Below are 26672 nucleotides of genomic sequence, written 5' to 3' on the forward strand. Positions count from 1 at the left end.
GGGCGACGTGAAGCGTCAAGGAAGGAAGGAGCGCTCACGCGGGCACCACGCACGACAGCCCGAGCTTCTCCCGCAGGGTGGCGTACTCCTCGGAGACGCAGAACCCCGCCAGATCGCGCAGGCGCGTCTCGTCCCTCAGCTTGGAAACCTGTGGCTTCTCCCCGACCACCGCCCGGCGCACGACGTCGAGGTCGCAGGCGAGGAGCGCCGCGACCCGGTTCGAGGTCAGCTCCGCGCCGTCCAGGTAGGCCCGCACGTCGCCGGGGTGCTGCACGTCGCAGTAGCTCCGCGTCAGCAGCTTGAGGGTGTTCTTGCGGACGTTCTCGGGCAGCGTGCGCTCGATCTCGCGCTTCAGCTTCTCGACGAGGTGCGGATCCGCGGTGACCACGAAGCGGGAGGTCCCCACCGAGCACGCCGCCTGGAACACGAGGTCGAGCTGGTCGTGCGGCATGAGCCGCGCGAGCAGGAGCTCCGGGCGCGCGAACGCCATGGCCTTGGCGATGGCGAACCACAGCTCCTTCTTCGGGCGCTCGCGGAACATGTCCTCCGAGGCGACGAGCCCGGGCGGCTCCGTCGGAACGAGCTGCAGGCGCTGCGGCACGTCGTCCTTGCGGAAGAGCCGCAGGCGCCCCTCCAGGCCGAGCGTGCGCTCGACGTACTTGAACATGTTCGCGAAGAAGAGCATCGAGCCGCGCACGTCGAGCTCGTCCTTCTTGGGAGTGAGGCCGAGGTCCTTCTCGCGCTGGACGAACATGCCGCGCGCGTGGAGGGCCAGGAGCGTCAGGATGTCCGCGAGGGGCCCCTTCACGCGCTCGTGGAGCAGCAGCGCCCAGAGCGCGTCGTCGAGCGGCCGGCTCGCGTGATCGCGGGCGAACTTGCGCAGCCGCCCGACCACCTGCGCCTCGTCGTCGCTCGCGCCGCCGAGCAGGTGGACCCGGACCTGCGCCGCCGAGTAGGCGAGGTCGTACTGCTTGCGCGCGGCGTGGAGCGTCACGAGGGCCGACGCCGCCTTCTGCGGCTTCGCCGCGAGCTTCACGAGCTGCCGGTACGCCGCGATCGCCCCGGCCTCCTCCCCCGGCTTGCGCGCGGCGAGGTCCGCGTAGGCCTCCGCCGCGGCGGCGTCCTCCGGGTCCGTGCGCGCGACCACCCCGTAGGCGGTGCGCGCGCCGTCCTCGTTGCGGAGCACGTCGCGGTAGAGATCGCCGAGCGTGCGCCACAGCGCGACGCGCGCCTGCGCGACGTCCGGCGTCTTGGGGAGCCGCTGGATCATCCGCACGTAGGCCTGCTCGAGATCCGTCCAGCGCTTGCCCTTGGTGAGGATCTCCTCGATCTTCGCGAACGCCTGGACGAGGCGCGGGTTGCGGTCGAGCGCCTTCTCGAGCTCCGCCACCGCCGCCGTCTCGTCCTTCACCTCGTCCTGCAGCACGTCGGCGAGGGTGGTGTGCAGCTTCGCCGCCCGCACGGGATCGGCCTGCACCTCCGGGCGCGCCAGGATCTGCGCGAGCACGTCGGCGGCCTTCTGCCCCTGGCGCGTCTCGCGGTAGAGGCCGAGCAGCGCCTCCGTCACCTGGAGCGACGTCGGGTCGAGCTTGGAGGCGGCCAGGAAGGCGTCGATCGCCTGGTACGGGTCCTTGAGCTTGTCGCGGCAGGCCTCGCCGATGGCGACGAGGTTCGCGAGCTTCGCGGGGGCGTCGAGGAGGGGCAGCAGCCGCTGCCGCTGCTCGACCGCTCCCTCGACGTCGCCCAGCGCCTCCAGCGTGGCGACGAGGCTGCGTCGCGACGACTCGTGGTTCGCGTCGATCTCGAGGGCCTTCCGGAACGCGTTGGCGGCGCGCTCGGCCTGGCCGAGCTTCGCGGCGATCTCGCCGATCTGCCAGTGCGTCTCCACCACCTCGAGGTCCGTGAGGGAGTCGCGGTGGTGGACGATCACGGTGGTGAAGATCCGGAGCGCCTCCTCCCACTGCTGCTCGGCGACGAGCAGGTTGCCGAGCCCCTCCAGCGCGGGCAGGTACGTGGCGTCGAGCTCGTAGGCCCGCCGGTAGCACCCGAGCGCCTTGTCGCGCTTCCCGAGCTTCTCGGCGACGTAGCCCTGCCGGTAGGACTGGCGGCAGAGCTCCTTCGGGTCGCCCTCGAGCGCCAGCGCCTCGACCACCGCGTCGAGGACGCGCTCGGCGTCGGGCCAGCGCGAGAGCGCGACGTAGATGTCCGCGAGCGGCCGGGCCGCGTCGGGGTGGCCGGGGGTGCGCTTCAGCGCCTCCTCGTAGTAGCGCGCCGCCTGATCGCGGTCGTCGCGCTCCTCGTGGTAGACGCGGCCCGCCGCGGTGTAGAGGCGGGTCTTCTCCGCGGCGTCGGCGGTGTAGCGCGCCTCCTCGACGAGCATCTCCAGGTACCGGTCGCGATCGCGCTCGCGCTCGGCGATCCCCTTCAGCGCCCGGATCGCCGGCAGGCACCCCGCGTCGAGCTGCAGCGCCCGCGCGTACGCCTCCTTCGCGCCCGCGGGATCCATGAGCATGTCCTCGTGGATCGCGCCGATGCGGACGTGGATGTCCACCGCGTCCCGGGCGCCGCCGGCGATGCGCGCCTCGCGGCGCAGCATGTCGAGGGCGAGGTTCCAGTTGCCGCTGCGCTCGTACAGCCGGCCGAGGGCGGAGACCGCCTCGCGCGAGTCCGGCTCGAGCTGCAGGGCGTGGTTGAAGATCGCCTCCGCCCGGTCGACCCGGGACATCTCCTTCCACCACACCTCGCCGATGCCGACCTCGAGGGCGACCTGCTCGCGCCGGTCGGTCACGAGCGAGAGGTGGTGCTGCATCACGCTGATGAGCCGATCCCAGAGCCCCTCGTCGCGGTAGAGCCGCTCGAGCGCCTTCACCGCGGTGAGGTTGGCGCCGTCCACGCGGAGGATGGCCTCCTCCTTCTCGATGGCCGCGCGCGGGTCGTGCAGCTTCTCCTCGTGGATCCCGGCGCTCTTCGCGAGGATCCGCACCTTCTCGCGGGGATCGGCGGCGAGCGCGATCTGCCGCTCGTACACGCGGTTCAGCTCGGCGAAGCGGTCCAGCTTGGTGTAGAGCCGCTCGAGCCCGGCGAGCGCCTCGACGTTGCGGTCGTCCAGGCCGAGCACGGTGCGGTACGCCTCGACCGCCGCCTCCTCGTCGCCGATCTCGTTCTCGTAGAGCGAGGCGATCTGCAGCTGGAACCCGATGCGCTCGGCGTCGCCGGCGGCGAGGTCGCGCGCGCGGGAGAGCACGCCGGCGAGATCCGCCCAGCGCTGCTCGCGGCGGTAGAGCGCCGAGAGCGCCTCGAGCGCCGTGCCGTCGGCGCCGTCGAGCTCGAGCACGCGGCGGAGCGCGCCCACCGCCTCGTCCACGTCGGAGAGCTCGCCGTCGTAGATCTTCGCGACCTCGAGCAGCGTCGCCTTCTTCTCGTCCAGGCCCGCCGCCGCCTCGAGCTTCTGCTCGAGGGTGATGACGAGGTCGCGGACGCGGCCGCGCCGCTTGAAGAGCTCGGTGAGCGCCTCGAGCGCCTCGGGGCTCGCCGGGTCCGCCTCGAGCGCCCGCCGGAAGGCGGCCTCGGCGCCCTCCAGGTCGTCGAGCCGCTCGTCGCGCACCTTGCCGAGCCGGAGCAGCAGCCGCGCGCGCGCCGTCCCGCGCGCGTCCTCGGAGACCTGCTCCAGCACCGCGGCGAGCTCCTCCTGCGCCTCGGTCTCGTCGGCGAGCCGCGTCGCGGCCCCGAGCGCCTCGGCGTCCCCGGGCGCGTCCGCGAGGGCGCGGCACCAGGAGAGGAAGGCCATCTCCTTCTGCCCGAGCCGCTTCTCGTGGACCGCGGCGACCTCCTTGAGGAGCGCGATCTTCTCGGCGGGATCGACCACGTATGGCGCGAAGAGGTCGCACACGCGCGCGTACGCCCGCCAGTTGCCGGCCGCCTCGTGGACGGCGCGCAGCTCGTCGTAGGCGCTCCGGTTCGCCGGGTCGAGCTCGAGCACCTTGTCGAGCGCCGCCGCGGCGGCGTCGGGCTTCCGCTGCTGCCTCCACAGCTCGGCCACCGCGAGCCAGGCCGGCACGGCCTCGGCGGGACCGCCCTGCGCGGCGAGCAGCGCCGCCCGGGCCTCCGCCGCGCGCACGCCGTCCGCCGCCGCGCCCGCCGACCGGAACACCTCCTCCAGCCGCACCAGCTCGTCCGCCGCGTGCGGCTCGATGTCGAACCCGAGCTTCGCCTGCTCCACCGCCTCGCGCTTGTTCCCGGCGCGCAGCAGCACCTCGGCGAGCTCGATCCGGACGCGCTTCACGCCCGCCGCGTCCTCCTGCAGCGGCACGAGGCGGCGGTACACGCCGGCGAGCGCCTCCGCCTCCCCCTGCGCCGCGTAGATGTCGCGGAGCGACTCGAGCGCGCGGCGGTTCTTCGGATCGGAGTCGAGGACCGCCTTGTACGACTGGACCGCCTGGCCCATGTCGCCGAGCCGGGTCCCGAGGATCGCGCCGAGCTTGTCGTTCAGGCGCGCGATCTCGCGGCGGTCCACGGTCGCCTGCACGCGCAGGCGCAGGAGCTGGGCGAGATCCTGCCAGCGCTCCAGCCGCTCGTAGAGGTCCTCGAGCGCGGCGAGGGCGCCCTCGTGGCGCGGGCGCGCGGCGAGCAGCTCCTTCCAGAGCGCGACCGCCTCGTCGAGCCGGCCGAGCTCCGCGGCGAGCGCCGCCATCTTCGCGAGGACGCGCTCGCGCGCGGCCGCGTCGCCGGGGGCCACCCGCTGGGCGGCGAGGTTGCGGAACAGGTCCTCGTGCCGGCCGGCGCCCTCGTACAGCGCCTCGAGCGCACGCAGCGAGGGCACGTGGCGCGGGTCGGCGGCGGCCGCGGCCTCGTACGCCTCCGCTGCGCGGTCCGGCGCGGCGAGCCGCTCCTCGCAGAGCTGCCCGAGCCGGAACAGCGTCTGGACCTTGTCGGGGCCCTGCGCGCGGTGGGCGCGCTGGCCGAGGACGTCCGCGAGCTCCTCCCACTGCTCGAGCCGCTGGAAGAGCCGCTCGAGCGCGGGCAGCGCCTGCGGCGCCGCGCCCTCGTCGAGCGCCATCGCCTTGCGGAGGAAGGTGGCCGCGCGGGCGGGCTCGCCGAGCTTCTCCTCGTAGAGCGCGCCCAGGCAGAGCGCGACCTTCGCGGTCTCCATCGGCGGGAGCCGATCGAGCTCGTCCTCGTAGATGGCGGCGAGCTCCTCCTCGTGCCCGCTCGCCTCGGCGAGCGTCTCCATCCGGGCGCGGAGGGCCGGGTCGGCGGGATCCTCGCGGAACGCCTTGCAGAGCGCGAGGAACGCGAGCTGCGGGTCGCCGAGCTGCGCCTCCCGGAGCTCGGCGAGCTGGACGTAGAGGGCCTTGCGCTCGAGCGGATCGGGCCGCTCGGCGGCGCGCACCTCCAGCACGGCCGCCTGCTTCGAGACGTCGCCGCCGCGGGCGTAGGCGTCCTCCAGGATCGCCGCGGCGCGCGCGTTGCCCGGGTCCTTCTGGAGGATCGCCTCGAGCCGCGCGATGGCCTCGGGGTGGTCCGGGCGCGCGGCGAGCACCTCCTCGTAGAGCGAGACGGCGCCCTCGCGATCGAGCAGGCGCGTCTCGCTGAGCTCCGCGAGCCGCTGGCGGAGCGGCACGAGCGCGGCCTCGTCGCCGGCCGCCGCCGCGGCCGCGATCTCGCGGGCGAGCACGTCCGCGAGATCCACCCAGCGCTCCGTCCGGACGCAGAGCCGGTCGAGCCGCGCGAGCGCGTCCCGGTCGTGGGGCGCGAGCTCCAGGACCTCGCGCAGGCTCTGGATCGCGCCGGTCACGTCGCCGAGCCGCTCGTCCTGGAGGACGGCGAGCTCGGCGTGCAGCGCGGCGCGCGCCTCGGGCGACTCCTCCACCGACAGCGCGCGCCGCAGCGCCTGCGCGAGCGCCTCCGGCTCGGCGCCGTCGCGCAGGGCCGCGGCGAGGCCTGCGATCGCCTCCCGGTCGTCCGGGGCGAGATCGAGCAGCCGCTGCCACGCCTCCGCGGCGCGGCGGGGATCGCCCAGCGCGAGGCGCGCGATGCGCCGCTGGTACTCGGCGCGGGCGGCGGGCGCGTGCGCCCGGTCCGCGTGCTCGGCGAAGAGCGCCGCGAGCTCGTCGCCGAGCCCGGACGCCTCGGCGAAGCGGGCGGCGAGCTCGAGCGACTCCGGCGCGTCGGGATCGGCGGCGAGCGCCCGGCTCGCGGCGAGGAACGCCATCTCCGCGTTCCGCAGCGCCCCGCCGTACACGCCCGCGATCCGGCGCAGCAGGGCGGCCCGCGCGGCGGGCTCGGTCTCGTGCGCGGCGCGCGCCTCGAGGACCTCGATCACCTTCCCGTGCTCCCCGCCCGTCGCGAAGATCGGCTCGAGCAGCGTGGCCGCCTCGATGGCCGCCGGGCCGCTCGCGCGGGCGAGGTCCTCCAGCGCGGCGAGCGCGGCGGGGTGGCGCGGCACCTTCTCGAGCACCGCGCGGTAGCAGGCCAGCGCGCCCTCCGCGTCGGAGAGCCGCTGGTGGCGGATGCGCCCGAGGCGGTAGCGGAGCTCGGCGGCCTCCACGACGAGGTTCGGCTGCCGGTCGGCGACCGCGACCTCGCGGGAGAGCACGTTCGCGAGGTCGTCCCACCGCTCGGCGGCGCCGAGCATCTTGCCCAGCAGCCGCAGCGCGTTGGGATCCTCGGGATCGACGGACAGGATCTTCCGGTAGGCGGCGATGGCGCCGTCCCGGTCGGAGAGCTGCTCAGCCATGATCTTCGCCACCTCGAGCAGGAGTTCCTTGCGCGCCGCGGCCGCCGGCGCGACGTCGGCGAGCCGTTCGAGGGCGCGCGCGAGCTCGCGGTGCGCCCCGACCTTCCGGTAAACACGCGCGAGCGCGCCCAGCACCTCGGCGCTCGGCGCCACGTCCGCGATCTCCTCGTACCAGCGCGCCGCCCCCTCGGGCCGGCCGAGCCGGTCCGCGGTGATCACCGCGAGCCGCCGCTTGAGCTCGAGCGCGATCTGCGGGGCCAGGCCGGGGACGGCGAGCGCGTCCTCGAACGCGCCCGCGAGCTCCTCCCAGGCCCCGGTCGCCGCCGCGAGGCGCTCGAGCTCGGCGCGCGCGCCCGGCGCGTCGGTGCCGCGCTGCAGCGCGCCCTGCAGCTCCCGCAGCTTGGCGCCGAAGGCGCGGCCGCGGTCGCCGAGCCGCTCCTGCAGGGCCGCGATCTCGGCGAGGAGCGGCGCCCGCTCGGCGTCGTCGGCGGTCTCGAGCCGCACCTCGAGCAGGGCGGCGAGCCGGCGCGTGTCGCCGGCGGCGCGGAGCACGTCCTCGAGCACGCGCGCGGCGGCGCCGCGGGCGTCGGGCCGCGCGAGGAGCCGCTCCAGCCCGGCCACCGCCCCCGGGTCGCGGGGCAGCTCGGCGAGCACGTCGGCGTAGGCCTCGATGGCGGGGTGGGCGTCCTCGGCGGCCTCGAGCGCGGCGGCGCGCTTCAGCAGCAGCGCGCCCCGGCGCGCGGGGTCGCCCGCGGTCGCGTCGGCGAGCGCCCCCACGACCTCGAGCCACTCGGGCCCGCCGCGCGGCAGCAGGCGCTCGAGCCCCTCCAGCACGGCCACGTCGCCGGGCGCCTCGTCACGGGCGGCGAGGTACGCCTCGCGCGCGGTGTCCGGATCGCCGAGCTCCTCGGCGACGCGCGCCGCGTGCAGCAGGTGCTCGGCGCGCTCGCCGCCTTCGGCCAGCGCCGCCCGGTGGCGGGCGAGCGCGAGCAGCTCCGACGCGGAGCGCGCCGCCGCGAACAGGGCCTCGAGGGCCTCGAGCGCCTCGGCGTCGTCGGGGGCCGCCTCGACCACCGCGCGCCACGCCGCGATCGCCGCCGGTCCCCCACCGCCCTCGGTGCGCAGGCGCGCCGCGCGACGCCGGAGGGAGAGCGCCTCCTCGGGCCCCGCCTCGTGGGCGGCCTCCTCCCACAGCTCGCAGAGCGCGTCCTCGTTCCCGGTGGCGCGGGCGAGCCGCTCGAGCTCGGCCTCCACCGTGCCGCGGACCTCGCCGCCCTCCCCGAAGGCGCGGCACGCGGCGACGAAGGCCATCGCGGGCTCGCCGAGCTCCCGCTCCATCAGCTCTCGGATCTCCCCGAGCAGCGCGGCTCGCTCCGCCGGCGCCTGCACCGCGCGGAGGCGCTCCTCCCGCGCGGCGACGCGCAGGGCGTGCTCGCCGGCCGCGGTCAGGGCCGCGTCGGCGAGGTCGAGCGCGTCGCGGCCCACCTCGCCGGCCGTGGCCGCGAGCCCCACGATCGCGTCGCGCGAGGCGGTGCGCGCGGGATCGCGGCGGAGCAGCTCGGAGTGCAGCTCGAGCGCGCCGGCCGGATCGTCGAGCCGGGTGCGGCGCAGCTCCGCGAGCCGCGCGGCGGCCTCGGGGTCGAAGCCGCGGGCGAGCCTCCGCTCGAGGGCGGCGGCCAGCTCGGCGGGCCGGTCCAGCCGCTCGTGCAGCCGCTCGAGGGCGGCGGCGGCCTCGGCGTCCTCCGCGGCGATGGCGGCCACCTGCGTCCAGGCGGCGGCGGCGCGAGCGGGATCGCCGAGCTTGCCCTCCGCGACCGCCGCCTCCTCGCGCAGCGCGTCCTCCCGCGCCGCAGGATCCCCCGCGCGGCGGGCGATCTCGGCGCAGACGTCGGAGAGCTCGCCCCAGCGCTCGCGCCCGCGGTGCAGCCGGCGCAGCGCGGAGAGCGCCTCGCGGTCGGAGGGGCAGGCCGAGAGCAGCCGGCCCCACGCCTCGGCGGCGGCGTCGGGATCCTTGCGACGGTCGGCGAGCTCGGCGCGCTCACGCAGGATCGCGGCGCGCAGCTCCGGCGGGGCGGCGTCCGCGAGGGCGTCGTACACCCGCGCGCACGCCTCCGCCTCCTGCGCCTCCGCGGCGAGGCGACGGAGCTCGGCGCGGTGCGCCGCGTCGGCCGGCGCGGCGCGGACGGCCTCCGCCATGGCGAGGAACGCGAGCGAGGCCTGATGCAGCTCCTGATCGTGGACGCGCGCGGCCGCCCGCCACGCCGCGGCGCGCGCGCCCGGATCGGCGGCGGCGCGCGCCTCGGCCTCGTGGGCGCGGGCGCGCCGGCGCGGGTCGGGGTGGCGCGCGAGGGCCCGCGCGGCGGTCGCCACCGCCGCGGGGTTCGTCCCGTCGAGGTGGGCCTCCACCGCGGCGAGCGTGGCCGGGTCGTCCGGCCTGGCGGCGAGCGCCGCGGCGAGCCGCTCCGCCGCCGCGGGCGCGTCGCCCAGCTCGTCCTGGATGCGCGCGCTCTCCAGCGCGGCGCGGGCGGCCTCCGCCGGGTCGGCGGCGGCGCGGGAGAGCTCCGCGAGCGCCTCCGCCCGCCCCTGGACGTCGCCCGCGTCGCCCAGCGCCACGGCGAGCCGGGCGAGGAGCCGCGCGCGGCCGTCGCCGGGCGCCGCCGCGAGGGCCTCGCGCAGAGCCGCCGCCGCGGCCGCCGCGTCGCGCAGGCCGTCGTGCAGCACCGCTGCGCGCTGCGCCAGCAGCGCCGCCCGCTCGGCGCCGTCGGCCCGGGCGGCGCGGTCGGCGAGGAGCGCCGCCGCGTCCACCCACCGCTCGGCGGCGAGGGTGACGCGGGTGAGCGCCGCGAGCGCGGCCGCGTCGTCGGGCGCGAGCTCGAGGGCGCGTCGCAGCTCGCGCGCGGCGTCCTCGAACGCGCCCAGATCCTCCTCGGCGATCGAGGCCGCGCGGAGCCGCAGCGGGAGCTCGTCCTCCGGGCGGGCGGCGAGCTTGCCCGCGGCCTCGACGAGGACCTCGAAGAGCTCGCGCTCGGCCCCGACGCCTGCGGCGAGGATCTCGGCGCGGCGGCGGGCCTCGGCGTGCTGCGGGCACGCGCGCACGGCGGCGAGCGCCGCGGACAGCGCGCCGCGCGCGTCCCCGAGCCGATCCGCCCGGAGCGTGGAGGCATCGAGCAGGTGGCGCGCTCGCTCGTGCGGGTCGGCGTCCGCGGGCAGCTCGCGGGCGAGCCGCTCGAGCGAGCCGGCGTGCCGCGCGGCGTCCCCGAGGGCGGCGTACGCGCGCGCGAGCGCCTGCGAGATGCGCAGCGGCTCGACCGCGCGCGCGAGGAGCCGCTCGAGCAGCGCGATGGCGTCGCCCTGCTGCGCGGGCCCGACGCCCCCTGCCTGCAGCACCGAGAGGGCGAGCTCCGCCGCCTCCCCGTGGCGCGCGAGCGGATCGGCGAGCAGCTCGGCGCGGGCGATCTCCACCGCGGCCCGCTCCGCGCCGCCCCTGCGCGTGGCGAGGCGCGCGAGGACGCCGGCGCGCTCCTCGGCGGCGCGGGCTCCCGGGATGGCCTCGAGCGCCCCGTTCAGCCCCCAGAGCCCCTCGTCGTCCTCCTCCACCGCCAGGGTGTCGCGCCAGGCGGCGGCGGCACGCTCCGGCTGGCCGGCGTCCACCCACAGCCGTCCGAGGCGCGCCGAGAGCGCGCGGCGCTCGTCGCCCTCCGCGGCGTCGCGCCGCTGCTCCAGCTCGCTCGCCAGCTCGACCTGCTGCCCCGCCCGCGCCATGCAGGCCTCGAGCGCCGCGGTGGCGCCGCGGTCCTCGGGATCGAGCTCCGCGAGGGCGCGCCAGGCGCCCACGGCCTCGTCCGGCTTCCCCAGGTCGCGATCGAGGATCTCCGCCACCCGGCGGAGCAAGGTCTTCTTCGCCCGCAGGTCGTCCTGGACCGCGGTCGCCGCGGCGCGGTAGGCGCGCACGAGATCGAGGAAGGCGTCGGCCCGTGCGGCCGCGCCCTCCATCGCCTTGCGCGTCGCGGCCCGCGACGGTTCGAGCGCCAGCGCGCGCGAGAGGGTGCGCAGCGCCTCCTTCGGCCGGCCCAGCTGCTCCTGCTGCACCTCCGCGAGCCGCTCCAGGATCCGGATCCGCTCTGCGCGATCGCGCTCCAGCCCGGCCGACGCCTCGAGCACCTGCGCGAGCGCGCTCCACTCTTCCGCCTCCTCGAGCAGGGGGGCGAGCGCCGCCGCCGCCGGCGCGTGGCCCGGATCGGCGCGCAGCGCCGCCTCGAGGTGGCGCCGGGCGCGCGCGGGATCGCCGAGCCGCTCGCGCGCGAGCTGCGCGGCGCGCACCCGCAGCGGCGCGTGCGCCGCCTTGGGCTGCGCCGCCGCCAGGTGCCGCTCGAGCGTCGCGAGCGCCTCCTCGAACCGGCCCGCGTCGGCGTGGTGCTCGAACGCCTGGAGCGCGGCGGGCTCGCAGGCGGGATCGAGCGCCAGCGCCTTGCCGAGCGCCGCGAGCGCGCTGTCGGCGTCGCTGAACCGGACCACGTCGACGCGCGCCATCTCGAGGTGCAGCGCGACCAGGGCCGCGCGGTCGCGGGTCTGCGCGGCGAGCCGCGCGAGCGCGTCCGAGTACCCGCGGTGGTCGCCCTTCTCCCCATGGATGCGAGCGAGGAGATCGAGCGCGGCGGGATCGCCGGGGAGGAACGCCCAGGCGCGGTCGATCCGCTCGAGCGCGCGCGGGGTGCCCTCGGGGTCGTAGGCGAGGTGGAGCTGGGCGAGCCGCAGCTGGAGGGTCGCGGCCTCACGACGGTCGCGCGCCTGCGGCACGCGGGCCTCCAGCGCGCGGACCTCGTCCCGCCACGCGCGCGGGAACGCCCGCAGCCGGTCGCGGGTGGCGGCCGCGCCCGGCGCGGCCCGGTCGAGCGTGATCGCCTCGATGACGGCGTCGGTCGCGAGCCCGTGTTCCAGCGGCTCGTCGGCGAGCCGCGCGGCGAGGCGGGCGTACTCCGCCGCGAGCTGCCCGCCCTCCGCCCCGGCGTCCCGGGCTTCGTCGAGGAGCCGCTTCGCCTGGGCGAAGTGCCGGAGCGCGGCGAAGGCGGCGACCCCGCGATCGCGGGCCTCACCGAGGGCGGGATCCAGCCGGCACGCGCGCGCGTACAGGATCGCGGCGCGATCGCGCCGTCCGAGCCTCTCCTCCTGCAGCACGCCGAGGCGCAGCGTGAGCCGCGCCGCGTCGGCCGGCTCCGCCGCCGCGGCGGCGCGCTCGAGCACCGTCGCGAGCCCCGCCCAGTCCTGGCGCTCCGAGAGGAGCTGCCCGAGCGCCGCGAGCGCGCCCGGCTCCGCGGGCTGCGCGTGCAGGAGCTGCCGGTAGAGCTCCTCCGCTCGCGCGACGTTCCGCAGCTTCGTCCGCGCGAGCGTGGCCGCCTTCGCGAGGAGCGGCGCGCCCGGCTGGGGCACGAGGCGGGCGCGCCCCTCGTACAGGGCGACGAGGTCCTCCCAGCGTGCGGCCTGCTCGTAGAGCGCCTCGAGCGCCTCGAACGCCCCGGGGTCCCCCGGCGCCGCCTCCAGGGTCTCGAGGTGTGACCGGATCTGCTCGTCCAGGGAGGGTGCGCTCAAGGTGGGTACGCTCGGCGAGAGGGGGCCAGAAAAAGCGCCGACGGCCCGGAAGTATAGGTCTCGCTCCCCGGGGGGGTCAACGTTACGACTGCGAGATTTCCCAGCCCTTACGGGAGGTTGCCTACATCAGCGCAGCCGAAATCGGCCGATGTCGCTCGCGCCCGGGCGCGGACGCCGCGCGTCGCTCCCGCTCGCCGCCGCGCGGGCCGCCGTGCACCCCGAACGGGTTCGAGGTGCAGCGGCGGCTGACCGCAGAGAGCCGCGATCAGGGGGCCGGGATGTACTCGACCAGCTGCTCGGTCCGCTCGCCCTCCTCACGCACCTTGCCGACGTCGGGCGCGAGCCAGTAGATGCGGTCGTCGCCCACCTTGTCCACGCGCTCCCGCTTCACCTGGAGGCAGGTGTACGTGCGCCCCTGGACGGTGACGGGCACGTCCTTGGCCAGCACGGTGAAGCGGTACACCTGGTCCTTGACGCCGGTGATCCCGTCGGAGGCGCTCCACTCGCTCTCGGTGACGGTCGCCGTGTAGGTGTAGCCCACCGGCGCGGCGGCGGAGAGCGTCTTCGGGGCGGCGGGGGACCAGGTGGTGATGCGTGCGGGCGTGGTCTGGCCGGTCTTCCAGTCCTCCTCCCGGGCGCGCAGCACGAACCCGTCCTTCTCCAGGAGCCAGGCGCGCTCCTCCTGCGTCGGCTCCGTGTCCACGACGAGGATGGCGGTGGCCGTCGAGTCGGGGATCGCCCTCGGACCGACCACCCGTACGACCTTCTCGAACTTTCCGCGGAGCGGGTCGTCGATCTCGTAGCGCCACGTGGCGCCCGTGCCGAGCGGCGCGAGGGTGCTCTCTCCGCCGGGCGGCTGGGCTCCGGAGGGGATGGACTCTCCACCGCAGGCGGTGAGCGCCAGCGCGGCGGCGACGGACAGCAGCTTTCGGCGGGGCATCAGGCGATCTCCTTCGAGGCCGGCGGCGGCGCGGCGGGGCGGATCTCCACCGGCCTCGCCTCGGGGTACCGCGCGTCGGGTTCGGGGTTGGCCGGGGCGTCCGGCACCTTGAACAGGTCGAGGCCGGCGAGCAGGAGCGACGCGAACGCGGCGCCGGTGAAGGCGAGCGGGAGGCTCCCGTGCCCGCAGGCCATGCCGAGCCCGATGACGAGGAACAGCACGGCGGCGTCGCGGGGGTCCTTGAGGCCGGAGCGGAACCGGACGAAGCTCCCCAGCCCGACGAGGCCGAACGCCTTCGCGAGGCTGTCGCCGATGACGATGGTGATGATCGTGGCGGCGACGCAGAGCAGGATCTGCGCCTGGACCATCTCCGGCCGCGGCGTGGAGCGGCCCATGAGCCAGCGCCACGGGCGTACCGCGAGCACCGCGCCGATGACGAGGGCCGCGGCGAAGCGCGGCGCGAGCTCGCTCACGCGCAGCGCGGCCACGTCCACGCCGCCCTCGGCGGCGAGCCGGGTCAGATCGAACATGCGGCCTCCTCGACGCGCGCGGCCGGCGCCGCCTCGGCGGCGAGCGCGGCGCGCGCGAACGCCGCGTGAGCGTTGCGCAGGACCGGGAGGCTCCCCGGGGCGGCGCGCAGGGCGCGTGACACGAGGGCGCGGCCGCGCTCCGTCGGCGCCAGGTGGCGCAGCGAGGACACCGCGGTCGCGGGCCAGAGCTGCACCCCCACCTCGCGCAGCGCCCAGGCGCGCGGGTGATCCATCCCGTCCACCGAGTCGAGCGCCTCCTTCGTGGACGGGAGCGCCCGCTCGCGCAGCCCCCAGGCGTACGGGGCGTCGAGGCCGGAGAGCGAGCGCAGCACCCGCTTCGCGGCGCGATCGAACAGCCGCTCGCGCAGCTCGCGGGCCACCTCGCCGTCCACGTCCTGTGTGGACCGCAGCGCGGCCAGCCGATCTCGATCGGCGAGCGCGACGCGCAGCGCGTCGGCGCGGCCGCCCGAGACGCCCGCGAGGCTCCGCGCGACGGCGCGGTGCAGCTCGCGACGCATCCCCTCCTCGCGCAGCGCCCAGCCTTCCGCCTCGTCGAGCCCGGCGAGCCCCTCCAGCACCGCCGCCAGCGCCCCGCGTTCCAGGCCGCGCGCGCGCAGCTCCCACGCCTCGGACGACCCGTTCAGGGACAGGCCCGCGAGCGCCGCCTCGGGCGCCTCGTCGAACAGGAGCTCGCGGAGCGCCATCGCCTCGGGAGAGGGATCGTCGCCGAGGCCGCGGAGGACGTCCTCCGGGACCTCGGGCGCGAGGGCGCGGCGCAGCGCGAACGCCGCCGGATCGCCCAGGCCGTCGAGGCTCCGCGCCACGAGGCGGGGAGAGCGGGGCGCGAGCCCCGCGCGCAGCGCGTGCTCGGGCGCGCCGGGGATGCCGGACAGGAGGAACGCGGCGAGGTGCGGCTCGTCCTCCGCGAGCGCGCCGATGGCGGCGCGGAAGCGGGCCGCGATCCGCTCGGGCGCGGCCTCCGCCTCGCCCGGGCTCCCGCCGGCGCGGCGGGAGCGGGGCGGACGGAGGGAGTCCCGCGCCGCCACGCGCGCGAGGATCGCCTCGGCGACCTCCTCGGCGAGCTCCGCGAGCGGCCGCCCCTCGTTCGAGGTCACGATCCAGCGCGAGGGATCCCGCTCGGCCTCGGCGCGGAGGTGCCGCCGGACGCGGACCTGCAGGCCGGCGCCGGCGAGGCCCTTGCGCGACTCCTCGTCACGGTCGCGCCCCTCGAGGATCTTGCCGACCCGCTTGCGCAGCCGGGCGAGATCCGGGTCCACGTCGACGAGGACGACGAGATCGGGCCAGGTCCCGGCCGCGCCCACGCGCACCGCCGCCTCGACCTCCTCGCGCGGCAGGCCCCGCCCCGCCGCCGCGAGGGCGACGAGCGAGTGGAGGCTCCGGTCGGCGACGACGATCCCCCCGCCGGCGAGCGCGGGCCGGACGATCTCGTCGAGCTGCTGCGTCTCGCGGGCGAGGTTCAGGAAGAGCTCGGTGCGCGGGGACATCTCGAGCAGGCGCGCGTCCCGGGTCAGCTCGCGCACGCGGCGTGCCACGGCCGACCCCAGGATCCCCTTCTCGCGCGCGTGCAGGACGGAGTGGCCCGCCGCCCGCAACCGCTCGCAGACCTGGTTCGAGAGGCTCGTCTTGCCGCTCCCGTCGATCCCTTCGAACGAGACGAACACGCTGTCAGGCCCCCGTGGAACGGCCTCGGGCGTAGAGCCCGCTCGCCGCCGCGAACTTCGAGTAGGAGGTGCCGCGACTCCGGCCGAGATGGGCGAGCCAGCGCGGCAATCCCTCCGGACCGAACTTCAGCTCGACCACGACGCGCGGCTCGGCCCCTAACGCGGCGCCCAGCCCGCCGTGCCACGCCGGGGCGTCGTCGGCGAACAGCGACCACCCCGCCTGGTGGAACGAGAGCCCGTCGTCGATGGTCACCCGCCAGCCCGGCGACGTCTGGTAGACGCGGCGCCGGTACGAAGTCGCGACCACCGGGGCGAGCGTGCCGAAGGCCGCCGAGAGCGAGCGGCCCACCACGTCGCGCACCTCGCCAGGCGCGAGCCAGATCCGCTCCTTGCTCGTGATCCCGGCGCGCTCGCGCTTCACCTCGAGGACCACCCGTCCCGGCTCCTCGTTGCGGTCCGGGGAGTACGCCTTGGCCCGCACCTTCACGCAGTCGCCGGGCGAGGACGCCGCCCGGTGCGCGAGCGCCCCTCCGGAGGAGTCGAAGTACACGGCGACGACCCGGCTCTCGAGAGCGGGCCCGCAGCGCGCGAGCACGTCCCCGACCGAGTCCGCCTCGTCGGGCTCCAGGAGGAGCTTCACCTCCCGGCGCAGGTTCGTGATGCCGGTCTCCGCGAACAGGTGCGTGATCATCGAGTCCTCAGAACCTCGTCGCGATCTGGAGCGCCAGCGCGTTCTGCGAGACGTCGTCGCCCGGGCGGCGCGCCCGCTCTCCCTGAAGCTTCACCTTGAGTCCCTTCGTCCACGAGAGCACCGCCCCGGCGATGGCGGAGTGTCCGACCCCGCGGGTCGTCCCGCGCACCTCGAGCACCTCCCCGCCCGCGACGGGGGTCACCTGCAGGTGGCGCGTCTCGCCGAGCTCGAAGGTCCAGCCGGCCAGGGCGGTCCCCGCGGTGACGTCGCCGGCGGCGACCTTCCCCGCGAACCCCTCCAGGCTCGCGTCGAGCGCGCCCGCCACGAGGCGCGCGTACAGGCTCGCCGCCTGGTGGACGGCGACGAGGGGATCGCTCGATCCCGCGCGATACGCGGTCGCGCCGAGCTCGAGGGGCATCCACGGCCGCACCGAGACGCTCGCGGAGAGATCCTGCGCCCGGTTCTCGCCGCCGAACGCCGTCCGGTCTCCCACGAAGATGCCGGCGTAGGCCTCGAAGCGGCCGTTCCCGGGGCGCACGCCGGCGGTGGCCCCGAGCCGCCGTCCGCCGAGGTCGTTGTCCTTCACCAGGTAGTCGTTCACCAGGCCGCGATCGACGAGCGGCAGCTTCCAGGAGGACTCGAGCTGCCGCGCCGAGAACGGCGCCTTGAAGCGACCGGCCTGGAAGCGCGTGGCGAGCGGCCCATCCAGGCGCGCGAACGCGTCCGTGATGGGCGTGCGCTCCGCGAGGTCCGCCTCGAGCACGGTGAGCACCCCGGGCAGCCGCGCCTCGATCCCGATGCGCGCCGAGTCCATGTCGAGCCGGCGCGTCCAGTCGTCGCGCTCGTCGGCGGCGACGCCCATGTAGAGGCGCCCGTGCACCTCGATCTCGAGCGGCAGCGAGATGCGCGTGCGGCTCGCAGGGGCGGCGGGGACGGGCTGGGCCGGGGAGGGCTCCGCCACCCTCGGCGGCGGGGCTGCGACGCGCGCGGCCGAGGCCGTGCTCGCGGGCACGACCTCGGGGTCGGGAGTGGGAACGCGCTGGCCGCCGAAACCCGCCGGGCTGGCGACCGAAGGGACGCTCGCCTGCTCGGTCGCGGGCCCATGGTCGTCGGACGAGGCGCCGAGGGGGACTCCGAGCGCCGCGGCGACGACCGTCAGCGTGGCGAACGAGCGACGATACGGTTTCACGGAGGTTCCCTCAGTGCAACGGGGGTGCCCGCCGCTCGACGCGCAGGCGTGCAGCCCGGCGATGGCAAGGCGTTCCTCGAGAGGGAAAAGCATTTCCCATCTGCCGAACGTGGCGCGCACGGCGGGTCGCCGCGGGGATGGAAAGGGGTCGGCGTGGTGTTCTCGGGCTTTCGCACCCCCGTCCCGGCTCTCTTCTCGCGCCGAGGAGACCAGCTTGCCCCTGCTCGCCCGCCCGATCCTCGCGCTCACCGTGGCGCTCCCCGCCTTCGCGGACGCCGCGACGATCACGCGCGGCCCGTTCCTGCAGCGGACGGAGCCGCACGCGACGGTCGTCGTGGTGCGGACGGACGCTCCCGCGTCCGTGCGCGTGGTCGCGGAGCTCTCGGACGGAGGCACGGCGGCCGGCGAGAGCGCCGGGACGGCGCAGCACGTGATCGCGCTGCACGGCCTCCCGGCGGCGAGCGTGGTCCCTTATCGCGTCGAGATCGACGGCGCGGTCCACGCCACCGGCACCGTGCGCACGCCCGGCGAGCCGCGGACCTCGGCGGGCCAGCGGACGGTGCTCGGCGTCATCGGCGACTTCGGCACCATGGGTCCGATCCAGGCGGGCAACACGCGCGGCCTGCTCGAGCGCGGGGTGTCCGCGCTGCTCACGGTGGGGGACAACGCCTATCCGGACGGGAAGGCGGAGGACTGGGATCCGGCGGTGTTCCGCCCGATGGCGGCGCTCCTCGCGGCCACGACGTTCTGGCCGGTGCCGGGCGATCACGAGTACCGCATGGCGTACGCGCAGCCCTACCTCGACGCGTTCGAGCTGCCCGAAGGCCCCGACGGCGAGCGCTACTACGCCTTCGACTGGGGGGACGTGCACGTCGTGGCGCTGGACTCGAACTGCCTCTCTCCGATGGACGCCGCCGTCGCCGGTTGCACGCCCGAGTCGATGGTCGCCTGGCTGCGCGCGGACCTCGAGGCGTCTCGCGCACCCTGGAAGATCGCGCTGCTCCACCGCCCGGTGCTCGCGACCGGCAAGTACGGCTCGTTCCCGGAGGTCGCGAGCGCCCTCGCGCCGCTGTTCCAGGAGCTCGGCGTCGACCTGGTCTTCCAGGGGCACAACCACCTGTACGAGCGCACCTGGCCGGCGCGAGACGGCCAGCCGGTGAAGACCGGCGACGGCGCGTACGATCTCCCGGGCGCCCCGGTCTACGTGACCACCGGCGGTGGAGGCGACTGGCTCTACGACTTCGCGAAGCCCGAGGCGCCGTTCACGGCGTATCGCGAGAAGGTGGGGCAGCACGTCGTCGTGACCGTCGAAGGCGGCTCGATGCACGTCGAGTCCGTCCGGTACGACGGGATCGTTCACGACGAGTTCACGCTCGTGAAGGACGTCCCGCCGGTGCCCGCGGGGGGCGGAGGCGGGACGCGCGACGACGGCGGCAGCGCCTCCGCGCCAGGGGCCTCCGCCGGCGGCGGCTGCGCGAGCGGCGGGGCCTCGGGCGGGTTCGCCGCGCTCGCCGTGCTCGCCGCGAGCGGCGCGCTCCGCCGCCGCGCCCGCCGCCCGCGCTGACCACCCGGCCAGCAGACCGCGGTGCACCCGCCGGGAGGTCCGCCGTCTCTGGGCGCGCACGTTGCAGCGCTCGCTGACGATGAGCTCCCGCCTCCACGTCGCGGCGTGCCTCGCCGTCGTCCTCGCCGCCTGCAACCCCGACGCGCCCGCCCTCCCCGACGTGGACCCGCCGCCTGGAGATCCACCCCCGGGAGATCCTCCGCCCGCGTGCACCGACTGCCCGCCGGCCACCCCGCCCCCTCCACCGGATCTCCCTCCCCAGCGGGTGACCTGGCCGGAGCTCCAGCAGGAGGTCGAGCCGCTCGAGATCACGTTCCCGCCCTCGACGGCGGAGATCGTCTACCAGCTCTGGAGCAAGGTGTACGCGCCGGGGCGGCTGTACCTCGGCGGCACCTGGTACGACGTGGAGCTGCGGCAGCGCGGCGACGGGGCGCGCGAGCACCCGAAGCACAGCTGGAAGACGCGCCACCCCACGGGCGGGGAGACCCACCTCGGCGCTCCGGGCGCCGGCTCGTGGGCGGCGCGGACGCGCAACTACCTCGCCGAGTACCTCGACGGCGGCTACCTGTCCGATCCGTTCGCGTACGGCCTCATGCGCGGCGCGGGCGTGCGCTCTCCGCGGTGGCGCTTCGTCACCCTCGACGTGAACGGCGAGCACCAGGGCGTGTACGTCGAGGTGCAGGAGCCCGACGACAAGCACTTCCTCCGCGATCAAGGCTTCCACGCGGACTCCACCACCTACCGCTGCGGGCTCCGCGACTGCGAGATGAAGCTCTCCCCGCCCGCCTCCTACCAGGGGCAGTGGGAGAAGGAGACCAACGAGGCCGCCCCGTGGGACGACCTGTGGACGTTCCTGCGCGAGCTGAACCGCACGCCGGAGCACGAGTTCCCGGCCTGGCTCGAGACACGCTTCGACGTACCCCGGCTCGTCCGCATGTACGCGGTGGCGATCCTCATCAGCTGGTCCGGGATCGACGACTCGGGCAGCTACCTCGTCCACGACGCCGCGACCGGCAAGTGGTCCTTCGTGCCCTGGGATCTGAACAACGCGCGGCTCGTCTACTGGCGCGGCCTGTCGCCGACGGGGACGCCGAACTGGCACGACGCGATCCCGACCTACACGCTGTACGATCCCGCCACGCTGGGCGTCGCCGCCGACAAGTCGGAGCGCTACGGCGTGACCGCCCACCCGCCGTTCGTGGTGCTGTTCCAGCGGCTGTGGGACGCGCCCGCGCTCCGCGCGCGGGTGCTCGACGAGGTCGAGGAGATGCTCGACGGCGCCTTCTCGCCCGCGGAGGCGTACCCGCGCGTCGAGGCGCTCCACGCGCTCATCGCCCAGCCGCTGCAGCGCGATCCGTGGGTGAGGCAGGACCTCGCCGCCGCCTCCGTGCGCTTCCTGCAGGAGTACGTCCGGCGCCGGGCGGAGTTTCTCCGCGCCGAGATCCCGCGCGAGCGCCGGCGGGGCGAGGGCGGGCTCGTGGTGAACGCCGTCGGCCCGGGGTTCGTCGAGCTCTACAACCGCGAGGACGCTCCCCGCGATCTGGGCGGGCTGACCCTCACCTCGAACCTGCGCGACCGGCTCCAGACGCCGCTGCCGGCCGGCACCGTGGTGCCCGCGCGCGGCAAGGTCACCCTGCCGTTCACGCCCGGCGCGGACGGCGGCGAGGTGGGCGTCTTCGACGCCGGCACGCAGCTGCCCCTCGACGTCACGTTCTACGCACCCCTCGGCGGGAAGACGTACGCGCGGGTGCCCGACGGCGCCGAGAGCTGGGGCTGGCGCTAGGTCCGGATCACGAGGCGCAGGAGACCGTCCCTCGACTCCGCTCGCGCGCGAGCGCGCGAGCTACGCTCGGGATTGAACGGACCCGAGGCGGGCTACCGCAGCGACGCGCGCCGGGGCGCTCCCCACGTCCCGCTCGTCCCGAGCGTAAGCCCGCGCAGCGGGCTGGAGTCGAGGGACGCAGGCGCGAGGAGCGAGGACGCCGTCCGCTCACCCTGAGCGTGGCGCGCCGAGCGCGTCGAAGTCGAAGGGCGCCGGCCCGGCATCATGCGCCGCGGAGTGCCTCGAGCTCCTGCCAGCGCGCGTACAGCCGCTCCACCTCCGCCGCCGCCTGCTCCAGCGCCTCGCGCATCGCGCCCACCGCGGCGCCGTCCTTCTGGTAGGTCGCCGGGTCCGAGAGCGCGGCCTCGAGCGCGGCCTTGCGCTCCTCGGCCGCGAGGATCGCCGCCTCCATCCCCTCGAGCTCGCGCTGCTCCTTGAACGACAGCCTCCCCGGCCTGCGGCCCCGGTCCGGCGCGGCGGCGCGCGCCTCCGGGGCGGCGGGCCGCGCCTCGGCCCTGGCCGGCCCGGCCTCGGCCCTCGCGGCCGCCTCGGCCTGCTCCTTCAGCGTGCGGTACGTCTCGTAGTTCCCCTCGTAGCGCACCGCCCTCCCCTCTCCCTCGAAGGCGAGGATCGCGGTGGCGACCTTGTCGAGGAAGTAGCGGTCGTGGGTGACGAGGAGGACCGCGCCGTCGAACCCGAGCAGCAACCGCTCGAGGACGTTGAGGGTGACGAGGTCGAGGTCGTTGGTCGGCTCGTCGAGGACCAGCACGTTCGCGCCGGCGAGGAAGGCGCGCGCGAGGAGCAGCCGGTTCCGCTCGCCGCCCGAGAGCGCCTTCACCTGCATGCGCTGGACGGACGGCGGGAAGAGGAGGTCGTCGAGGTAGTCGCGGAGCGCCACGCGCCGGCCGGACAGCTCGACGAAGTCCTCTCCGCGCGTGCCGTCCCTGCTCCCGCCCGCGGCCTCGTAGACGGTCTGATCGGGATCGAGCGCCTCGCGCCCCTGGTCGTGATAGGCGACCCGCGTGCGCGCCCCGACGACGACGCGCCCCGCCTCCGGCGCGAGCTCGCCGAGCAGCACCCGCAGGAAGGTGGTCTTGCCAGCGCCGTTCGGACCGACGATCCCGATCCGCTCGCCGCGCTGGACCGTGAGGCTCACCCCGTCGAGCACGGTCCGCGCGCCGAAGCGCTTCACGAGCCCGTGCCCCTCGAGGACCGTCTGCGAGAGCCGCGGCGTGGCGGCGAGCTGCAGCTCCGGCACCCGCGGGCGCGCCGCGCCGCGCTCCGCCATGAGCCGCCGGGCACGCTCGATGCGGGCCTTGGACTTGGTGCGGCGCGCCTCGACGCCGCGGCGCAGCCAGGCGACCTCCTGCGCGATCCAGCGCTCGCGCTTGTGCTCCGCGAGCGCGCCCTGCTCCTCGGCCGCGAGCTTCTGCTCGAGGTACGCCTGGTAGTTGCCTGGGTAGCTCGTCACGCCCGCGCCCGGCGTGATCTCGACGATGCGATCCACGAGGTCGTCGAGGAAGTAGCGGTCGTGGGTGACGAGGAGGAGCGCGCCCCGGAGGCGATCGAGCTCCTCCTCCAGCCAGTCCACGGTGTCCGCGTCCAGGTGGTTCGTCGGCTCGTCGAGGAGGAGGAGGTCGGGGTGCGTGAGCAGCGCCCGCGCCAGGGCGACGCGCTTCCGGGTGCCACCCGACAGCTCGGAGACCGGGCGGTCCCACTCCCTCACGCCGAGCCGCTCCAGCAGCCGGCGCGCCTCGTGGGCGGTGTCCCAGCCCCCCAGCTGCTCGATGCGGTCCCCGAGGCGCGCGAGATCGTGCAGCAGCCGATCGTGCGCGGCGGGGTCCTGCTCGCCGGCGAGCCGCGCGGAGAGCGCCGCGTGCGCGTCGATCGCCGCCCGGAGCGGCGCCCGCGCCACCTCCAGCTCGGAGGCGACGGTGGCGTCCGCCGGGAACTCCGGCTCCTGCGGCAGGTAGGTGACGAGCGCGCCGCGCCGGAGCTGCAGCTCGCCGGCGTCCGGCTCCGCCGCGCGCGCGAGCATGCGCATGAGCGAGGACTTTCCGGAGCCGTTCACGCCCACGAGCCCGACCCGCTCGCCCTCCTCGATGGTGAGGGTGAGCCCGTCGAAGACCGTGCGGCTGCCGAAGGCCAGCCGGAGCGAGGCGGCGTGGAGGAGCGTCACGGGCTATCGGGCTTTCAAGCTACGGGCTTTTCGGGCTGCGGGCTGCGGGCTGCGGGCTGCGGGCGCTACTACGCGAGGCGGGCGGGCGCGCGAGCTTCTCCTGGAGCCTGGAGCCCGAGCCGACCCGCCTACGGAACGTACTTGCCGAGGATCGGCGCCAGCTTCTGGCGGACGTCCGCCGGGATGCGCGAGCGGTCGGACCAGATGGCGAGCGCGAGCGCGGACTGGCACGCGCACGGCTTCTCGATCGCGGCGACCTGGGGGATGGCGCGCCGGATGAGCTCGAGCGCGTTCTGCGTGGCGACCTTCACGTTGCCGAGGATCTCCTCGATGAGCTTCGCCTGATCGAGCGTCGCCGGGTGCGGCTTCCAGCAGTCGTAGTCGGTGGGGAGCGCCACGACCGCGTAGCAGAGCTCGGCCTCGCGGGCGAGCTTCGCCTCGGGCATCACCGTCATGCCGATGAGCGAGGCGCCCCAGCTGCGGTGGAGCTCGCTCTCGGCGCGCGTGGAGAACTGCGGGCCCTCCATGCAGACGTACGTGCCGCCCTGGTGGATGCGGGCGGGGAACCCGGTCCCGGCCTTCACGAGGACGTTGCGGAGGGTGTTGCAGAAGGGCGCGCCGAGCTCGACGTGGACAGCGAGGTCGTCGAAGAACGTGCCCGCCCTGCGGTGGGTCCGGTCGATGACCTGGTCGGGGATGACGAGGTGCTTCGGCGCCACCTCCTCGCGGAGGCTGCCGCACGCCCCGCTCGCCAGCACGTGAGTCACGCCCAGCGACTTGAGCGCCCAGATGTTGGCGCGGTAGGGCACCTGCGACGGGTTCCGCATGTGCCCCTCGCCGTGCCGGGAGAGGAGCGCGACCGGGACGCCGCCGACCTCGGTGAGCGTGATGGGACCGGAGGGGCTGCCGAAGGGCGTCTCGATCTCGCGCGCCTCGCCTCCGCCCAGCGCGCCGAGCGCCTCGCCGAGCCCCGTCCCTCCGATCACCCCGACCTTGACCGCAGCCATTGCTGACCTCCCAGGGGGCGAAGTCTACCCGGAACGCGCCGCCCAGCCCCGCAGAACCGCCGATCCGGGCCGCCATTCCGCGGCCCGCGCTCGCGCGGCAGAAAAGAAAAAGCCCGCCGGCGCGGATTGCGCCAGCGGGCCAAGAAAGATGCGGCAGCGACCTACTCTCCCACACCGCTTCCGGTGCAGTACCATCGGCTCTGGTGGGCTTAACTACCGTGTTCGGGATGGGAACGGGTGTGACCCCACCGACATAGCCACCGCAAAGCTTGAAAAGAGCTCGAGGGGCTCAGGGCCTCTCGAAGGCTGAATACGAAGGTAAGAAGAGTCTTCCAGCGGGCCTCGCGTGGCCCGAACGTCATTCGATGCCTCGATCTCGACCTCGTCTCCGGTCGCCTACGACCTGAGAAGAGGGAGACCAAGCCGCACGCCCGATTAGTACCGGTCAGCTGAGCGCCTCACGGCGCGTACACCTCCGGCCTATCAACCTCGTCGTCTTCGAGGGGGCTTCAGGGGCTTGCGCCCGGGAGAAGTCGTCTCGAGGTTGGCTTCCCGCTTAGATGCTTTCAGCGGTTATCCGTTCCGCACATAGCTACCCAGCGATGCCCCTGGCGGGACAACTGGTACACCAGCGGTGCGTCCATCCCGGTCCTCTCGTACTAAGGACAGATCCTCTCACTTCTCCTACGCCCACGGCAGATAGGGACCAAACTGTCTCACGACGTTTTGAACCCAGCTCGCGTACCGCTTTAATTGGCGAACAGCCAAACCCTTGGGACCTGCTCCAGCCCCAGGATGCGATGAGCCGACATCGAGGTGCCAAACCGCGTCGTCGATGTGAACTCTTGGACGCGATAAGCCTGTTATCCCCAGAGTACCTTTTATCCGTTGAGCGATGGCCCTTCCATACAGAACCACCGGATCACTATGACCTGCTTTCGCACCTGCTCGACCCGTCGGTCTCGCAGTCAAGCTCCCTTATGCCATTGCACTCGACGCCTGGTTTCCAATCAGGCTGAGGGAACCTTCGCGCGCCTCCGTTACCTTTTGGGAGGCGACCGCCCCAGTCAAACTACCCACCAGCCATTGTTCCCGACCCCGTTCAGGGGCCCAGGTTAGACACCAGAAATCGCCAGGGTGGTATTTCACCGTTGCCTCCCCCCAAGCTAGCGCCCGGGGTTCACAGGCTCCCACCTATCCTACACAAGCAATTCCTAGTGTCAGTGGCAAGTTGTAGTAAAGGTTCATGGGGTCTTTCCGTCTTGCCGCGGGTAAACTGCATCGGCACAGCTATTTCAATTTCGCTGAGTCCCTGGTCGAGACAGCGCGGAAGTCGTTACGCCTTTCGTGCAGGTCGGAACTTACCCGACAAGGAATTTCGCTACCTTAGGACCGTTATAGTTACGGCCGCCGTTTACCGGGGCTTCGGTTCATCGCTTTGGCCTTGCGGCCTGACGAATCACCTTAACCTTCCGGCACCGGGCAGGCGTCAGACCCTATACATCCACTCGCGTGTTTGCAGAGTCCTGTGTTTTTGTTAAACAGTCGCTACCGCCATTTATCTGCGACCCAGCTGCGCTTCGGGAGCAAGTCCCTACACATAGCCGGGCCCCCCTTCTTCCGAAGTTACGGGGGTAGATTGCAGAGTTCCTTGACCAGAGTTCTCTCAAGCGCCTTAGGATTTTCTCCTCGCCCACCTGTGTCGGTTTGCGGTACGGGCGCCTCGTCAGCTCCACGCGGGGATTTTCTAGGAAGCATGGGATCACGCACTTCAGGCCTTACGGCCACGTCATCACCTCTCGGCGTAATGGCCTCACCTTTTCATCGTATGAGGCCCGCCTACGGGCTTGAACCGGGACGACCGTCACCCGGCTGCGCTACCCTTCTCCGTCCCCCCTCGCTTCAACGCCAACGGGGCGGTACAGGAATATTAACCTGTTGTCCATCACCTACGCCTTTCGGCCTCGGCTTAGGGCCCGACTAACCCTGGGCGGATTAACCTTCCCCAGGAAACCTTGGGCTTACGGCGAACGAGTTTCTCACTCGTTTTGTCGCTACTCATATCGGCATCAGCTCTAGAACAGACTCCACCAGTCCTTGCGGTCTGGCTTCGCTGCCGGTTCTACGCTCCCCTACCGATCCCTTGCGGGATCCCGTGGCTTCGGTGCCATGCTTGAGACCCGATACATTTTCGGCGCAGTCTCGCTTGATCAGTGAGCTATTACGCTATCTTTAAAGGATGGCTGCTTCTAAGCCAACCTCCTGATTGTCAAAGCGCTACCACATCCTTTTTGTGATCACTTAGCATGGACTTGGGGACCTTAGCCGACGATCTGGGTTATTCCCCTCTCGCCGATGAATGTTATCACCCACCGACTGCGTCCCGGGATAACAGTTTCAGGCATTCGGAGTTTGGTACGGTTTGGTAATCTGGTAGGACCCCTAGCCGTTCCAGTGCTCTACCTCCTGAACTGAATTTCCCGAGCCGATACCTAAATATCTTTCGGGGAGAACCAGCTATCACCAAGTTTGATTGGCCTTTCACCCCTACTCACAGCTCATCCCAGAAGTTTTCAACCTCCATGAGTTCGGTCCTCCACGCGGTTTTACCCGCGCTTCAACCTGGCCATGAGTAGATCACCTGGCTTCGGGTTATAATGATTGCGACTGGCGCCCGTTTCGGACTCGCTTTCGCTCCGCCTCCGGCTACCGCCTTAAGCTCGCCACAACCATTAAGTCGCCGATT

10 protein-coding genes and 2 rRNA genes (1 of these 12 cut by a window edge) are annotated in these 26672 nt (G+C 74.1%); 2 read left to right on the forward strand and 10 right to left on the reverse strand.

The features are described from left to right. Nucleotides 1–34: 34 nt before the first annotated feature. From ANAE109_RS17280 to ANAE109_RS17305, 6 genes are all read right to left on the reverse strand, one after another. Complete coding sequence (locus ANAE109_RS17280) at nt 35–12322, reverse strand: tetratricopeptide repeat protein (protein ID WP_012098176.1); 12288 nt, start codon at nt 12320–12322, stop codon at nt 35–37. Between the two features lie 265 nt (nt 12323–12587). After that, nucleotides 12588–13262, reverse strand: a complete 675-nt coding sequence (locus tag ANAE109_RS17285; RefSeq protein ID WP_012098177.1) for a hypothetical protein — start codon at nt 13260–13262, stop codon at nt 12588–12590. Then, nucleotides 13262–13792 carry a DUF4956 domain-containing protein gene (locus ANAE109_RS17290; RefSeq protein ID WP_012098178.1) on the reverse strand — a complete coding sequence of 177 codons (531 nt, stop codon included), beginning with the start codon at nt 13790–13792 and terminating at the stop codon, nt 13262–13264. The genes ANAE109_RS17285 and ANAE109_RS17290 overlap by 1 nt, the downstream gene beginning before the upstream one ends. After that, entirely contained in the window at nt 13780–15474 is a 1695-nt protein-coding gene (locus tag ANAE109_RS17295; RefSeq protein WP_012098179.1) for a dTMP kinase, read from the reverse strand. The genes ANAE109_RS17290 and ANAE109_RS17295 overlap by 13 nt, the downstream gene beginning before the upstream one ends. A gap of 4 nt (nt 15475–15478) precedes the next feature. Further along, the gene (locus ANAE109_RS17300) at nt 15479–16165 is read right to left on the reverse strand and encodes a VTC domain-containing protein (protein ID WP_012098180.1); all 687 of its coding nucleotides are present in this window, start codon (nt 16163–16165) and stop codon (nt 15479–15481) included. 7 nt (nt 16166–16172) lie between these two features. Next, nucleotides 16173–17354: a porin gene (locus tag ANAE109_RS17305; RefSeq protein WP_049768626.1), complete on the reverse strand. Its 1182-nt coding sequence runs from the start codon at nt 17352–17354 to the stop codon at nt 16173–16175. 214 nt (nt 17355–17568) lie between these two features. Here ANAE109_RS17305 and ANAE109_RS26015 point away from each other — a divergent pair, with 214 nt between their 5' ends. After that, a complete protein-coding gene (locus tag ANAE109_RS26015) occupies nt 17569–18918 on the forward strand; it encodes a metallophosphoesterase (protein ID WP_012098182.1) in 1350 nt (449 codons plus the stop codon). Nucleotides 18919–18997: 79 nt separating this feature from the next. Next, nucleotides 18998–20701 carry a CotH kinase family protein gene (locus ANAE109_RS17315; RefSeq protein WP_041449365.1) on the forward strand — a complete coding sequence of 568 codons (1704 nt, stop codon included), beginning with the start codon at nt 18998–19000 and terminating at the stop codon, nt 20699–20701. A 262-nt stretch (nt 20702–20963) separates the two neighbouring features. Here the strand turns inward: ANAE109_RS17315 and ANAE109_RS17320 are convergent, their stop codons facing one another. From ANAE109_RS17320 to ANAE109_RS17335, 4 genes are all read right to left on the reverse strand, one after another. Then, the gene (locus ANAE109_RS17320; protein ID WP_012098184.1) at nt 20964–22919 is read right to left on the reverse strand and encodes an ABC-F family ATP-binding cassette domain-containing protein; all 1956 of its coding nucleotides are present in this window, start codon (nt 22917–22919) and stop codon (nt 20964–20966) included. Nucleotides 22920–23047: 128 nt separating this feature from the next. Then, nucleotides 23048–23926 (reverse strand): S-methyl-5'-thioadenosine phosphorylase, encoded by an 879-nt coding sequence (gene mtnP, locus ANAE109_RS17325; RefSeq protein WP_012098185.1) that lies wholly within the window; start codon nt 23924–23926, stop codon nt 23048–23050. Nucleotides 23927–24074: 148 nt separating this feature from the next. Then, a 5S ribosomal RNA gene (rrf, locus tag ANAE109_RS17330) occupies nt 24075–24191 on the reverse strand. Nucleotides 24192–24340: 149 nt separating this feature from the next. Continuing rightward, nucleotides 24341–26672: ribosomal RNA gene (locus ANAE109_RS17335) — 23S ribosomal RNA — on the reverse strand (it continues 643 nt past the right edge of the window).

Source organism: Anaeromyxobacter sp. Fw109-5 (genome assembly GCF_000017505.1).
Taxonomy (GTDB): Bacteria; Myxococcota; Myxococcia; order Myxococcales; family Anaeromyxobacteraceae; genus Anaeromyxobacter.

What these genes read in the sequence shown, in the direction of transcription:
- ANAE109_RS17315 (WP_041449365.1), top strand. Translation starts at nt 18,998, where the DNA reads ATGAGCTCCCGCCTCCACGTCGCGGCGTGCCTCGCCGTCGTCCTCGCC.
- ANAE109_RS17300 (WP_012098180.1), bottom strand. Translation starts at nt 16,165, where the DNA reads ATGATCACGCACCTGTTCGCGGAGACCGGCATCACGAACCTGCGCCGG.
- ANAE109_RS17290 (WP_012098178.1), bottom strand. Translation starts at nt 13,792, where the DNA reads ATGTTCGATCTGACCCGGCTCGCCGCCGAGGGCGGCGTGGACGTGGCC.
- mtnP (WP_012098185.1), bottom strand. Translation starts at nt 23,926, where the DNA reads ATGGCTGCGGTCAAGGTCGGGGTGATCGGAGGGACGGGGCTCGGCGAG.
- ANAE109_RS17285 (WP_012098177.1), bottom strand. Translation starts at nt 13,262, where the DNA reads ATGCCCCGCCGAAAGCTGCTGTCCGTCGCCGCCGCGCTGGCGCTCACC.